Below are 14,485 nucleotides of genomic sequence, written 5' to 3' on the forward strand. Positions count from 1 at the left end.
ATGCTTTATGGCAATATGGACAAAAATGACAAAACAATTAACAGCACCGAAATTTTAGAGGGTCTAAAAAACGAACAAATAATGAAATTCGCCAAAAAAGCATTCCCATGGCTAAGCAAAGAAGAGGATTTAGGAGTAAACAGGATTGGAGGAGAAATACTTATTTCTTGGAGAACAAACGGTGAAGCTGCTTATGGCTATGCAACACCAGCCTATTATTGGATTACCCTGCATGATTATTATTATCTTATTTCTCCTCAGCACAGCGAAAACCGTTTTGACATATTCGGTGAAGAAAATCTTTATTATATCGAAACTCTTATGAGCTGCCTTAATGAAGACACACTTATTAAATATAAACAGCGTACCCAAGAAATGCTTAAAACTCTGGCAAACAAAGAAAGAACCTCGCTGGAAGAAAATGTGGATAGAGCCGAAGAGATACATGACGCCGCTTGGCAGGGAGTTATTGATGCAAGAACCGCTTTGAGCGAGTTTGAAGAAGGTTCTTTTATGAAAAATTGCTTTGGCGGACTGTTTGAAAAATTGATTGACCAAAATCAAAATATAAGCAGACAATAAGAGCACCGCATTTCTTAGACCCATCAGTCTTACTGTCTTAAAACAACAAAAAAACAGCCCTTAAACGGCTGTTTTTTATCACTCTACTCCTGCATGCTGTGCAGTATAAATTCGTAGTAACATTCACAAATTTTATTGATGCCATATTTGAGATATTTCTCTTTTGCAGCAATTTCGTTAAGCGCACTTACAAGGGCGCTGAGGATAGTTATATCCTCAAAATCACATGTGCGCATTATAGCATTTACTATCAGCTTTATGTTTTCTCTCCTGCTCTCTTTTTTGACAAGAACAAGCTTGTCGGCGATATAGTTTGTGTGCGTCTTAACTTCTTCAAAAAAAGCTTTAAAGGTACTATCCTCAGCAGCCTTTTTTTCAGGTCCCTCAACTGTAAAGGGCTTTAGGTCCGCAATAGTATCGGTAGGTTCTTCTTTTTCATAAAGCTTGGGCTTTTTCGAGGCTGTTGCTTCTTCGGGCGAAGGGTCATTCATGTCCATACTAAAAAGCTCTATAATGGCGTCTCTAAAAGGCACAACTACCGTGTGGCCAAAAGCCATATATTGTTCATTTTGATTATTAAAGTTAAAGTGCCGGTTCAGAAAATCTTTAAATTCAATCTTTTTGCTGTCTAAGCTCACCAGCAAATTAAAAACAAGCGGAATAAGCTTATAATATTCCACCGGAAGTATGAATGAGCCTGCACCATTTGTTCCCTTAAAAAAACTGCGGTTCAGCTCCTCTTCAAAGTTAAAGTTTATCATACACTCAGCAAGAAGGTTGTAAATCTGCTCGCTGTCGGCAATAGTCTTTAGCATCTTTGAAATTTTAATGTCCGACAAAATAAACTTACTGCCCAAAAAATCGTTGCAAGCAGCCACAAAATTTTTTATCTTTGTTTTCTGTTGATTGTCAAGTTCCATAAGCCACCTTTTAAAAAGGCTTTAAATGCCTAACTTATTTTAAATAATATCATAAATGCCAAATATTGTAAAGCAAAACTAAAAAATCCTCTTTCCTTCTTTCCTTAATAATTGCTAAAATTAATTGTATAACTAACCAACTGTTTTCAGAGCAGAACTTTAATTTGAGAACACACCAAAATTTGTACGTTAAAGCGCAACAGTTCAGCAAAATTTTGGAAGCGAATAAATTAAATGTTCTGCTCTGAAACTTTACACCGACAAATAATTTTAGCAACTTCCGCACATTTTTATTGAAAAACTTGTCAAATTATGATATACTAAATTTGTAAAGGTGTCGTCTTTAAATTTTTGGTGAGGTAGCATATGGATTTTGTGCCTGATTCTACAGTGAACAAACTGATATTGTTGTTCGTTTTAGATAAAATGGAAATTCCTCTTACGGAAAACTCCATTATTGATATTTGCACCAGCAGAAACGGCTGGCTTAATTATATGGACTGCAAAGAGCTACTCTGGCAGCTTATGGACGCAAAATTTATTTATAAACTTGACAATGAAGGCGGCGAATCAAGATATAACATAACCTACGAAGGCCGTAACTGTCTATCACACTTCTTCAGCCGCGTACCTCAAAGCATGCGCGAAGAAATTTCCGAATTTTCAAAACAAAACCGTATGATATTCAAGCGCAGTCAGGAATACGTAGGTGACTACTTCAAAAACCCCGACGGCTCACACACCGTGGTGCTCCGCATCAAAGAGCCGCTAATCAACCAACCCATGTTTGAGATTCGCATAAAAACCGCCTCAAGAGCTGCAGCAATCAATGCCTGCAAAAAATGGAAAGAAAAAGCTCCGACAATATACGAAAACATCTATGAAACCATTATAAATGATTAAAAAACGTTTCAAACAAAAAAAGGGCATGTTACGCGCTCTTTTTTGTTTAACTTTTCTGCTTTATAACATAAAATAATCGCCAGCGGCCTCATAGCCGTTTTTTTTATGTGCGAATAAGCGGTCGTATACTCCGACCTTATATTTCGAAAGCGTAGGTGCCCCCGCTGACGAATCGTTCTGTGAGGCAGAAATCAAATTATCATTCAGAATCCGACTTTGGCATAAAAATACGGGTTTTAATACCTAAATCAAAGACTATTCAGCGTTTCTTCCAACACTTTTCTATGCGTTTTATTTTTTTCAAGCTTTTCTTTTTCGGCTTTTATCAGAACTTCAGGAGCTTTGGCCACAAAGCCTTGATTGCCGAGCATTTTTTCACTTCGTTCAATTTCAAAAATTATATCTTCAATTTCTTTTTTAAGCTTAGCTTCCTGCTCGGTTTTGTCAGTGAAACCGCTCAGCGGCAAAAATATCTTCACTCTTTCAAAAACAAGAGTTATGCAGTCAGCAGGCGGCTCTTTTACAAATTCAAGCTCATTTAAAAGTGCCAGCTTTGTGATATACTTTGCCCCTTCTTCAAACACTTCCTTGTCTTTAATAGGCAAAATTGCCGCCTTTATTTTTTTGTTGTCGGGTATCTGCTTTTCGGCCCTAACATTTCTTATGGCCTTGATTATCTCAATAATCTCATCCATGTCTCTTGCTTTTTTAAAGATATCCTTGGTCAGCGAATTTTTATCAGACTTATCTAAATCTGCAACCGGCCACTCACTTGTCACGATACTCTGATTTTTTTCATAGTCTTTGTCACCCATCTTTGCAAGTGTCGGGTCTTTATCACCAAACTTCAGCAGATTTTGATAAATCTCTTCGGTTATAAACGGCACGTATGGGTGAAGCAGCGAAAGAAGCTGCCTAAAGGTTTTATACAGCACAAAATTAAACTGCTTGTTTTCGCACTTGTTAAACTCAATATAATAATCGCAAAAGATATTTCTAAAAAAGTCATAAAGCTCAACCGAAGCAAGGCCTATGTCAAACTTCTCAAATTTTTGGTCAACCAACCCAATAAGCTCATTTAGCTTTACCGTAATCCACTTGTCGGCAAAATCCTGTCCGTCATAAATATCTGCAATTCCATCCAGAATTGGAGCCTTTTCCAGCTTGCTTAAAACAAATTGACCTGCGTTCCATATCTTGTTCATAAAGTTGCGGGTTATCTCTACCCTCTTGTTTGAAAATCTGAAATTTGAGCCCACCGACATTCCGCTGAACATCGAAAATCTGAGCGTATCCGCCCCAAACTCATCTATGACATCAATTGGGTCTACACCGTTTCCGAGGGTCTTGCTCATCTTAATACCGTTCTCGTCAAGGCCTAGGCCATTGATTAAAACATTTCTGAACGGCACCTGCCCCCTAAACTGAAGTCCATCAAAAATCATACGCGCAACCCACAAATTGATTATTTCTTTTCCGGTAACCATTACGTCGGTCGGATAAAAATACTTTAAATCCTCTGTTTCATCCGGAAAACCCAACGTTGAGAGCGGCCACAAGGCTGAACTGAACCATGTATCAAGCGTATCCTCATCCTGAGTCAGTTTAACGCTGCCGCATTTAGGGCAGGCTTTGGGGTCAGCATATTCAACTATAATCTCACCGCATTTGCTGCATCTGAAAATCGGTATGCGATGGCCATTCCAAATCTGTCTTGAAATACACCAATCCTGAAGGTTTTCCATCCAATTTAGATAAGTCTTTTTATGCTGTTCTTCGCTGAACCTAACCTCACCATCTTTTACAACATCAATGGCGGGCTTGGCGAGATCCTTCATCTTTACAAACCATTGGTCTGAAGCCAGCGGTTCTATGGGGACCTTACATCGTTCACAATGCCCTACGCTGTGAATGTGCTCCTCGATTTTAACAAGTGTACCTTCATTTTTTAAGTCTTTAACAATTTGCGCTCTGGCTTCTTCACGGCTAAGCCCCTTATATTTTCCGCCGTTTTCGTTTATCCTGCCGTCAGCAGTCAAAATATTGATAATTTCAAGGTTGTGCCTCTTGCCCGCTTCAAAGTCGTTGGGGTCATGAGCAGGCGTAATTTTTACCACACCTGTCCCAAATTCCTTGTCAACAAAGCTGTCTGAAATTATAGGAATTACTCGGCCCACCAGCGGCAGAACAACAGATTTTCCAACCAAGTTTTTATAACGTTTGTCAGTGGGATTCACTGCCACGGCAGTGTCACCAAGCATAGTTTCAGGGCGGGTTGTGGCCACAACCACAAAATCGTCGCTGCCTTTTAGTTTATATTTGAGATGATAAAAGTGCCCTTTTATTTCCTTAAAATCCACCTCAGCGTCAGAAATAGAGCTTTTGCAGCCCACGCACCAATTGATGATGCGCTGCCCACGATATATCCAACCCTTTCTATAAAGGTCTACAAAAACCTTTCTCACTGCCCTGTTGTTACGCTCATCCATGGTGAAAGTAAACCTGTCGAAGTCGCAGCTAAAGCCCATTTTTTTGAATTGGTTTGTTATAAGCCCCATATACTTTTTATACCAATCTTCAGTAATTTGCTTAAACTTTTCGCGCCCTAAACCCTCTTTGGTCTGACCATTTTCTTTCAGCATCTTTACTATCATGCTCTCGGTCGAAAGTGCCGCGTGGTCAGCTCCGGGCACCCACAATGCGCTGTAGCCCTGTTTGCGTTTACGTCTGATTAAAATATCCTGTATAGTTTCCTGAAAGGCATGCCCTATATGAAGCTTGTTTGTAACGTTGGGCGGCGGCATTATTATACAAAACGGCTTTTTTGTTTTATCCGGTTTTGCGCCGAAATAACCTTTTTTAAGCCATTCGTTATATAAATTTTGTTCAAATTCCTTTGGGTTATATGTTTTATTCATAGTTTTCTCCTAACAAATTATACTTTAACAATATTACAAAAAAAAGTCAAATCTTTAGGCCTCATCCATACTTTCGTGCTTGTCAAGGCAGTATATGAAAAGGTTTAAAAGCTATTTTTTTCATGCAATTTTCCTATTCCTTTTAAAAAGGCAAAGCTTACACATACTGCAGGCAACAGTGCCGGCAAATGCAAAGGAGTGTATATACAAGCAATACTGTGCAAACGCAGCCGAAAGCATGCCGCATACGGACACAAAAAAAATGCGGCCGTCAAAATAAAATGACAACCACATTCTTAAGGTGTTTAGGTTTTTAGATAACTTCCAGACACGATAGAATTATAAGAGTACATCCTGCAATTATACATAAAAATCCCAAAACTCTGTGAATAATCAACGCTCTGCTGTCGTTGGGAACATCCTTATAATCAGCGTATGACGAATTTGCTGCAAGGCGTCTGGATAACACTACCCAAGCCACTCCGACTGTGGTAATGATAAGTCCGACCCATATAGGCATTCTTGACAAAAATGTAGGCAAATCAACTAATAAAAGATTTAACATAGTCTCAATCTCCTTTATAACTTCTTATTGACAACCCTATTATAACAGATATCTTAAACAATTTCAATACCTTTTTCAAAAATTTTTTTTGTATTCCAAAACTCCTCTTCTTTTATCATAAAATGCCGGCTCAGCTTCTTGGGTGTAACACCTGTTTTCTCACATACTCCATAAGCCAACACCGCAGCCATTGCATATTTGTTTGGTCTGATTTTTTGTGCCAAATATCTTTCTACATCAGCTTTCTCAATCTTAAGCGAAACATCTCCGCCCATCTCCTGCTGAACTATATACATTTGAGCCAAAATCACAGCTTCCTTAAATTCTTCATCCAAGAGCTTTTGATACTCACGCACAACCTTTAAGTCAAAACAATTATATATGCTGTTTATGGTTATGCCAAATTTATGCGGCCGCAGCAGATTCATACGTGAACGTAGCAGCATATATTTGGTGCTTGCAGGAATTTCAAGGTCCAGCAAAATTCCGTCCAAAAATATATCCATTTCTCTGGTATTAATATCGGTGCATGCCTTTAGCAAAAACGCTCCTCTGCCCCGTATGTCATCATGTCTCACAACATAATCCAGAAATTCCATGTTGACTTGCTTTTTCATCTCAGCGGCCGATTTTGTCATAAGGTCAGATATGCATTTGGTTATTTTACTCCGCTCTTCAGCCTGCACATCAATCACATATTCAAGGTCATGTTTCATTCCGAAGTGTGCCACATTCAAATAGTAATTATACACATACGAATTGGCCATATCCAGCGTTTGAGCTTTTAGCAGCATTTCCTTTGCTCTTTCTTTTTCGCAGCAATTAAGGCAAGCTATGGCGTAAAACAGCAATATCTCAGGGTCACAATCAACATATTTCAGATATGTACCCAAATACTTCATAACAAGGTCGTTGCGTTTAATCTGAGCAAAGGTAATTCCAAGCTTCAGATATTCCTCACACGTCATGTTATGTTTGAGTGCCAGCTCATCAATAACCCGTTGCTGGCTCTTAAAGTCAAGAAGAGAATCATAAAAAATAATCAGATTACATTGGTCAAAAACACTAAGCTTTCTGGCACTGTTGGTGACATCAATAGCCTTTTTTACATCCCCCATAAAAAAGTGACAAAGCGCCAGGCTGGAGCTGGCTCCGAAAGTATTTTTATCATTGAGCTCGGTCAGCTTCTGAAGAGCTTCTTCGTTTTGACCCGCAGCAAGCAGCAGATTGGCTTTTCTTAGGTCATCATCCTGCACTTCTTCCTTAAATTCTGTGCCTCCGACCACCTTATATCTGTGCCCGCAAGCAATATCAATCCGCTCCATACACTCCATTGCACTGTCAGTTATTTCACGGTTAGGCGAACTGTTAAGGCAGTTATTAAGATAATACCTCGCCGCTGTCATATCTCCAAATCCCAAAAAACTTGCCCCCAAAACGAAATGGGCAAACGGAACGGCTTCTTCGGTGCAGTTCTTCAAAAGTCTCAAGCCGCAGTTGACCGACATTTCAAACATATGCAAATCCGCATAAAGCCTTGACATAACATAATAGCAGTTATTGCGCTCTTCGCATGTTTTTACCATGGCAAGCAGTCTTTTTATAAACCCCAATGCCCCCAGCAAATCACCGCTGTCCATGCTTCTGCGGGTCAATATTATCAGCGTGCTGACATCGTTTATGCTAGATACTTTTTTAAATTTGGTTTTTATATTATTAAAAAGACCGAAAAATTCATCCATAAAATATATTATTCCTCTAAATGACATTCTAGCATATTTTCAAAAATAACAAAACATTTTTGACAAAAGTCGCCGAAATACGACGAATATTTACACAACTAATACACAATCTAGATATATGAAAAACACGAGTATAATAATAATGCTGATAGTATTTGGCCTAAGCACTCTGGGTGCATGTCTGCTTCCCACTGTTTTTGGAGCTACAAATTTTGCAAGCGCGGGACAAAATGGAAATTCTCCTTCAATCTCGCAACAGGAACCGGAACCGGCACCTGAGCCCGAACCGCAACAGCCCTCACCAACGCCTGCTCCAACCCCAGAACCCCAAAAACCTAAGGTTGAGCTTTATCTGGATAATTGGTTTGACTTTGTAAACGAGTATTGGACAAAATATAATCAAAACGCTCTGGTCATTGATGTAGCCACTCTCAAAACCTACACTGTTTTGCGTGTGGGCGGATATAATCACGCCGATGTAGAACCCATCAACAAAACCGAAACCGCCACTATACTAAGCCTTTATAACGGCACCTGGCAGTGGACAAGGCGCCCTGTGTGGGTAAAAATAAAAGACCGATATATCGCAGCTTCAATAAACGGCATGCCGCACTCATATGATTATGTGGCAAATAATAATATGACGGGCCACACCTGCATTCACTTTTATATGAGCCGAACTCATGGCACCAACAATTGGGATCCCGCTCACCGCGCAGCCGTTGACACAGCCTTTAACAGTAAAGAAAAATTCGAATATTATATAAAAAATTATACGTAATTTTTTGAAATCATCGTCATTATCACCCACAAATCCGCAAGCGGTTTGCGGGCGATAATTTCCTATATTATAAAAAATTATACGTAATTTACCTATTTAGTGTCCAAAGGGGCAAAGCCCCTTGCAAGGAGATTTAAAAAGGGGGCATGCGCTCCCCTTTATACTTATTTATTTTAGAAAAACCAGCTTGCCGCACTGCTCACACTCAAGATATCCTGATGCCTTAAGTTTGTTTACAAATGCAGATGACACATCAGTGCGGCAGCCTCCGCACTTATCATTTAAAAGAGGTACAAACACAGGGAAAATATTATCCTCCCTAAGCTTCTTATACTTGCCGAGCAGCCCCTTGTCAATTGTTTTTTCAAGGTCAGAAAGCTGAGTTTCAATTACCTTCTTTTTGGGCTCTATAGTGGCATTAAGCGCATTTAACTGCTCCTTTGCCTTGCTACCTACAACCTTAGCATCGTTTATTTTCTTTTTTATTTCATCAAACTCACGCGAAATATTGTCAGCATCCTTGTTGTTTACGCTAAGGGCGCGCATAAAACCTTCAATTATGCTCCCCAGCTCATTTACCTTTTCCACAAGCTTGTTAAGAGCAGCATCATCCAGCTTTTTTGTGTCGCTTTTCAAAAGCTCAGCAACCTCTTTTGAATATTTATCATACTTTTTAAGATTGCTTTCATAATCCTTCTGCACAAACTCAGACTTTGCTATAATCTGCCGAAGCTTGCCCTGCTCGTCTTTGACTATTGCCGAGGCCCTGCTCACCTGTTTTTTTGCATTGCAGTTATTTATTTCGTTATCAAGCTCCATCAACTGCCTCTCAAGCTCTTGATATTTCAAAATATTATCAAACATCTTTTTCTCCCTTTTCTTTCCAACAGTCACAGTAAAGTTTTAAATCTGTGAGTGCATGAAAATTTGACACTATAAAAGCTTACACAACGCTGTCAAATTTTTAAAACGAATAATTTAAAACTTTACTGTGACCATCCTTTAATCAGCTCTTCTAACATTGTAACATATTTAAGAACTTTTGTGTCGCTAATTTTTGTGTTTTTAACAATTTTTTCAAATTTTTCATATTCTCTCAGCACAAATTTTTCAAAATCAGGATTATCTCTTTTTAGGTTATCCCGCCCAAAAATAAGCTCTTTATCAGACAGCTTATCCTGCCCAAACTCCGCAAATATTATGCTGTAAAAGATTCCGCGCTCCAACACCATGATGTCAGTCACTATTCTGTAGGCGCCTTCAACCAAAAATTCGCGCAGCTCTATCACATTGTGATGCGGACACAAAACCAACTGCTTTGGGTGACTTGAAGACAAAATTTTAATTATTTCCTCGCCTCCCATGCCGGCAATCACCACCAAAGCATCAGTAAAGTCTATGCCCTCAAGCCCGTCGGTGCACATAAATGTGCCGTCTAACTTAAGGCTTTCAAACAGTCTTTCGGCTTTACCCAAGCTTTTGATGCTGATATCTGTGAGAATTGTCTTGATGCCTTTTCCTGCGCATTTTGCCCCCAGCTTGCCATGGTCACACCCTATGTCAACCACCATTTTGGGGTCAACACTCAAAACCACCTCATAGACACGGTTCAAGCGTTTATCAAGCCTAATCACAAAAACCCTTTAGCTTCTTGCAGCGGTTGGGGTGCCTCAGCTTTCTTAAAGCTTTTGCCTCAATCTGTCTGATACGTTCCCTTGTTACATTAAACTCCTTTCCCACCTCTTCAAGGGTACGCGGATGTGAATCATCAAGGCCGTATCTAAGTCTTATTACCTTTTGCTCACGCGGAGTAAGTGTGTCTATGGCTGCCAGCAGCTGTTCCTTTAATATCAACTGAGCGGCTGATTCAACAGGAGACTTTACGCTTTCGTCCTCAACAAAGTCACCTATCTTGCTGTCCTCTTCTTCACCAACAGGGTTTTCAAGAGAAACAGGGTCCTGAGCAATTTTTTGAATTTCACACACGCGGTCCTCGGTTATACCCATCTTTTCGGCAATTTCACCGGCGGTTGGATCTCTTCCCAAAACCTGCAAAAGCTGACGGCTCACCCTTATCAGTTTATTTATTGTTTCCACCATATGCACAGGTATTCTTATTGTTCGCGCCTGATCGGCAATAGCACGGGTTATTGACTGCCTTATCCACCATGTGGCGTAGGTGCTGAACCTAAACCCTTTGGTATAGTCAAATTTTTCAACAGCTTTCAAAAGACCCATATTCCCTTCCTGAATAAGGTCCAAAAACTGCATGCTTGTCCTGCCTACATAACGTTTAGCTATGCTCACAACCAGACGAAGGTTGGCTTCCGAAAGCTTGGCCTTGGCATAATCATCCCCCTTGGCCATACGCTTAGCCAGTTCAACTTCTTCTTCGCCCGACAAAAGCGGCACCTTGCCTATATCCTTTAAATACATTTTGACGGGGTCATCAACGCTGGCAGTGCTTATAATACTGCTAAGATCCTCCATCGAATGAGTATCTTCCTGCTGATAGTTTATCTTAAACCCCTGAGTCTGCAAAAACTCCAGCACCTTTTTAGTCTCATCCGCCGTGGCGTCATATTTGAGGAGCTTTAAAATTACATCCTCTTCATTAATGCACTCTTTTCCTTTATTGTTTTCAATCAGTTTGCTGACTTCATTTGCAAATTTTTCGTTATACATAAATTTCTCCATTAAACAATTTTTATGTTTTTAAGTTCTTTTGTAATTAAACTCAGTTCCGCCGCAATCTTTCGGCGCTCTTCAATATCTTTTTCCTGCTTAAATTTGATTGTAAGACTGTCAATATGTTCTTGAAGCGAGTTCCTGTACATTTTGTTCAAACTTTGCTTAAAATATAATTCCGGGTTTGCTACTTCTTCAAAATTATAATCAATAAGCGATTTTATATCATCGTTTTCATCCACATCAAAAAGGTCGAAGATACTGCTTATAGTATAAGATTTATTATCCTTAATGCAATCTAAAATATAATCATAAAGCTTTTGAAAAACAGGATTGCTGAAATTTATTTTATATTCACGGTCAAGGTTGGCATAATCTTTTTTGTGAAGAAAGCTTGCAAGAACATACTTGACAGCCTTTTGATCGCCCTGCTCTCTAAAACTTTCAGCTGCTTCTGAAGTCTCAGGCTTAACTTCTACGCCAACCCTGTCAAAATCACGCCTCAGTACGTCTGTTGCAATGCCGGTAAGAGAACTTAAAAGTTTTATATAAATCTCTTTGGCTCCAGCTCCTTCAATGCCGTCTATTATAGGCTTTGCTTCTTTTAAAAACTTTGTCTTGCCAAGATTGTCGCTTATATTATTTAAAACGGCAATTCGTCTTATCTTATACTCAATCCCGTCACAAGCCTTGTTAATCAATTTTGCCATTTCTTCACAGCCATATTTTTTTATAAATTCATCAGGGTCAAGGTTTTCGGGTAGCATAACCGCCTTTACTTCAAGGCCTTCTTCCATAAAAATATCTATTGCCCTAAAGGTTGCCTTCTGCCCTGCCTCATCACCGTCCAAACACAAAATTACCCGCGGCACAAACCTTTTTATTTCTTTTGCGTGATATTGCGTGGTCGCAGTACCCAAACAAGCTACGGTATTTTCAAAGCCATTTTTCACCATAGCAATGACGTCAGTAGTACCCTCACAAATCATAACCTCATCAATATTGCGCTCTTTTTTGATTTTCTTTATGTTATAAATATTATAAATTGCCCGGCTCTTGTCAAAGATGAGCGTTTGTGCGCTGTTTCGATATTTGGCGTATTGACTGTCCTTTTCAAGCACACGCGCCGTAAAGCCGATACAGTCGCCATAAGCATTGATTATAGGAAACATTAACCTGTTTGCCATAACATCATAAGCCTTGCTGCCTTCCTTAATTTCAATCAGCCCTGCGTTTTTCATGGTGTCCATATCTATGCCTTTTTGCTTCATAAAATCAATGATGCTTGTCCATCCATTACTGAAACCTAAACTAAATTTCTCGCACGTATCCGGTGAAATACCCCTGTTTTTTATGTATTCTTGAGCCAAATGTGCAGTTGGCAGCTTGAGATTGTTTTTATAATGCTCCATGGCGAGGTTGCAGGCGTGATATAGCTTTTCTTTGTCTTTAGCAAGCTTTATCTGACTGTTGTCGCCCTTAAAACTCGGAACCTCAAGCCCCACATTGTGCGCCAGCTTTTCAACTGCTTCAACAAACGAAAGAGAGTCCATCTTCTGAACAAACTTTATTACGTCCCCGCTTTCTCCGCAACCAAAACAATGATAATACTGTTCGGTTTCATTAACGGCAAAAGAGGGCGCCTTCTCATAATGAAACGGACAGCATGCCCAATAGGTTTTGCCTTTTTTGTCAAGGCTTACATATTTAGATATAACAGAAACAACATCATTCTTACTCTTCAGCTGCTCCATAAAAGCAGCCGGATATCCTTTGTCCAAAAACCCTTAAAACTCCCTAAAAAAGATGATTATGCTAGAATATACGCGGGTAAACGCGCTTTTCCTTTTTTCTTTTTATAATTTTACTCTTTCCACCCATTAAAGGCTATGCATATTTGTCACCTTACTAAAACTTCTACCACTTTATGGTCTTCAAAATAGTTTAGTGACACATATGCATAGCCGACAAAAAAAACCATCATAATTGATGGTTTTTTTTATCCTCCCCACATAGCATCTTTTTCACTTCGGTCACCAGGGTCATAATATAGCCCTGAACCACCCGACACCGAACTCGTTGAGACGGGAATTTTTTCTTTTTCCTGCTTTTGTAACTGTATTAGTTTTTCTTGGAGCAACTGTTGTTCTTCTGTTTCTATAAAATTAAACAACTCCTCTCCAAAGTTAAGGTCCTCTTTCTTTCCAACTTCATCAGCTCCTACACCGCCCTGTCTTTCTTTATACATAAACCAATTATCCAATTTTAACTGTGTTCCCATATATAAAACCCCCTTATATATTTTTCGACATTTAATATTCTATTATACCATTCATAACAATTTGTGTCAAACTTCAAATTCTAACAAGTTTTTAAATATTATTTATTTTAATATACCACATGTAGCATTTTGTGTCAACCCTGCTACTGACAGCAAAGAGCTTGCTTACCGTCGATTTACTTCAAGTACATAATCCTTTTTTCTCACTACATATCATACTGCATAGGAAATTTCCCCGTCATTGTTATTTCAACCTCAGGTAATATCTGTAACTTTTGTGTCAATACATCTCCTTCGGCATCCCCTTCGGCAAAAGCATTATTTAACATATCATTTGAGAACATACATATATCTTCCTCCATCGGAGCATCATTTTTCATATCTATTACAGCCGACACATCAATCCTATTCTCTTGCAGTGATGCCCAAAAATCATCAATAGTCAGAGGTTTATCATCTGACGATATACTTACCCTAATTTCCTCAGGTTCAAACGGCGACCATTTTACTTCTGATGCTTCCTTCTCATTATATTTAAATTGTTTATTATCCGGTTTAGGTCTTATCGCACCATTTCTTTTTTGGTTAGTACGTACCAACGACCTTTCTCTATCCAAAATTTTATTTAATTCTTTAATTATTAAGTCAGCGTCCCTTGGATTTCGTCCCTCCTGATTATGATACGCAGTTACTAAACTTTCAATTTTTGATATAGCATCCTTAACAGAACTTGCATGATTTATTTCTGAAAAATAAAGCATTATATTTTTTTTGCAATTACTCTTTTGTTCCTCTAAGGTCTTAAGCAAATCACCATCTAACTTTTCTTGTTTTAAAAACTCTTTCACAAATCTTTCAACTTCATTATCTCCGCCAATAACATACCTGCTCAATAAAATTGTTTGTACTATTCCCTTGCCCAAACCATCAGAAATTCCACCTGAATGTCCTTCAACAACTTGCACTTTAAGCAGTCTATTTTCCCAGAACCATTTATGATGAGTACCCCCATTATTCTTCTTATCCGGCACAAAATCTGCTTCTCTCAAAAGGCTATGCAATTCCCTTAAATGATATTTCCCGTCAATTTTCATGTGCCTTCCCC

At 39.0% G+C, this 14,485-nt stretch carries 13 protein-coding genes; 3 read left to right on the forward strand and 10 right to left on the reverse strand.

The window, feature by feature from the left end:
* Entirely contained in the window at nucleotides 1-582 is a 582-nt protein-coding gene (locus LBN07_03405; GenBank protein ID MDR0850503.1) for a hypothetical protein, read from the forward strand.
* Between the two features lie 83 nt (nucleotides 583-665).
* On the opposite strand, the gene LBN07_03410 is transcribed toward LBN07_03405, so the two are convergent.
* Entirely contained in the window at nucleotides 666-1,502 is an 837-nt protein-coding gene (locus tag LBN07_03410; protein ID MDR0850504.1) for a hypothetical protein, read from the reverse strand.
* 366 nt (nucleotides 1,503-1,868) lie between these two features.
* Between LBN07_03410 and LBN07_03415 the strand changes: the two genes are divergently transcribed.
* Nucleotides 1,869-2,405, forward strand: a complete 537-nt coding sequence (locus LBN07_03415) for a DUF4364 family protein (protein ID MDR0850505.1) — start codon at nucleotides 1,869-1,871, stop codon at nucleotides 2,403-2,405.
* Nucleotides 2,406-2,653: 248 nt separating this feature from the next.
* On the opposite strand, the gene LBN07_03420 is transcribed toward LBN07_03415, so the two are convergent.
* From LBN07_03420 to LBN07_03430, 3 genes are all read right to left on the reverse strand, one after another.
* A complete protein-coding gene (locus tag LBN07_03420; GenBank protein ID MDR0850506.1) occupies nucleotides 2,654-5,323 on the reverse strand; it encodes a valine--tRNA ligase in 2,670 nt (889 codons plus the stop codon).
* 313 nt (nucleotides 5,324-5,636) lie between these two features.
* Nucleotides 5,637-5,888 carry a hypothetical protein gene (locus tag LBN07_03425; GenBank protein MDR0850507.1) on the reverse strand — a complete coding sequence of 84 codons (252 nt, stop codon included), beginning with the start codon at nucleotides 5,886-5,888 and terminating at the stop codon, nucleotides 5,637-5,639.
* A gap of 53 nt (nucleotides 5,889-5,941) precedes the next feature.
* Complete coding sequence (locus LBN07_03430) at nucleotides 5,942-7,630, reverse strand: hypothetical protein (protein ID MDR0850508.1); 1,689 nt, start codon at nucleotides 7,628-7,630, stop codon at nucleotides 5,942-5,944.
* Between the two features lie 118 nt (nucleotides 7,631-7,748).
* On the opposite strand from LBN07_03430, the gene LBN07_03435 reads away from it, so the two are divergent.
* Entirely contained in the window at nucleotides 7,749-8,411 is a 663-nt protein-coding gene (locus LBN07_03435; GenBank protein MDR0850509.1) for a hypothetical protein, read from the forward strand.
* 168 nt (nucleotides 8,412-8,579) lie between these two features.
* Here the strand turns inward: LBN07_03435 and LBN07_03440 are convergent, their stop codons facing one another.
* The 6 genes from LBN07_03440 to LBN07_03465 all read right to left on the reverse strand — a co-directional run bounded on the left by LBN07_03440 (nucleotide 8,580) and on the right by LBN07_03465 (nucleotide 14,474).
* Complete coding sequence (locus tag LBN07_03440; protein ID MDR0850510.1) at nucleotides 8,580-9,275, reverse strand: hypothetical protein; 696 nt, start codon at nucleotides 9,273-9,275, stop codon at nucleotides 8,580-8,582.
* Between the two features lie 122 nt (nucleotides 9,276-9,397).
* Nucleotides 9,398-10,045 (reverse strand): class I SAM-dependent methyltransferase, encoded by a 648-nt coding sequence (locus LBN07_03445; protein ID MDR0850511.1) that lies wholly within the window; start codon nucleotides 10,043-10,045, stop codon nucleotides 9,398-9,400.
* The gene (gene rpoD / locus LBN07_03450) at nucleotides 10,038-11,096 is read right to left on the reverse strand and encodes an RNA polymerase sigma factor RpoD (protein ID MDR0850512.1); all 1,059 of its coding nucleotides are present in this window, start codon (nucleotides 11,094-11,096) and stop codon (nucleotides 10,038-10,040) included. The genes LBN07_03445 and rpoD overlap by 8 nt, the downstream gene beginning before the upstream one ends.
* Before the next feature lie 11 nt (nucleotides 11,097-11,107).
* Entirely contained in the window at nucleotides 11,108-12,880 is a 1,773-nt protein-coding gene (gene dnaG, locus LBN07_03455) for a DNA primase (GenBank protein ID MDR0850513.1), read from the reverse strand.
* 218 nt (nucleotides 12,881-13,098) lie between these two features.
* Nucleotides 13,099-13,380: a hypothetical protein gene (locus LBN07_03460; protein ID MDR0850514.1), complete on the reverse strand. Its 282-nt coding sequence runs from the start codon at nucleotides 13,378-13,380 to the stop codon at nucleotides 13,099-13,101.
* Between the two features lie 206 nt (nucleotides 13,381-13,586).
* Nucleotides 13,587-14,474 (reverse strand): hypothetical protein, encoded by an 888-nt coding sequence (locus LBN07_03465; protein MDR0850515.1) that lies wholly within the window; start codon nucleotides 14,472-14,474, stop codon nucleotides 13,587-13,589.
* Nucleotides 14,475-14,485 lie beyond the last annotated feature (11 nt).

The organism is Christensenellaceae bacterium (genome assembly GCA_031260975.1).
In the GTDB taxonomy this organism is placed as follows: domain Bacteria; phylum Bacillota; class Clostridia; order Christensenellales; family UBA1242; genus JAISKJ01.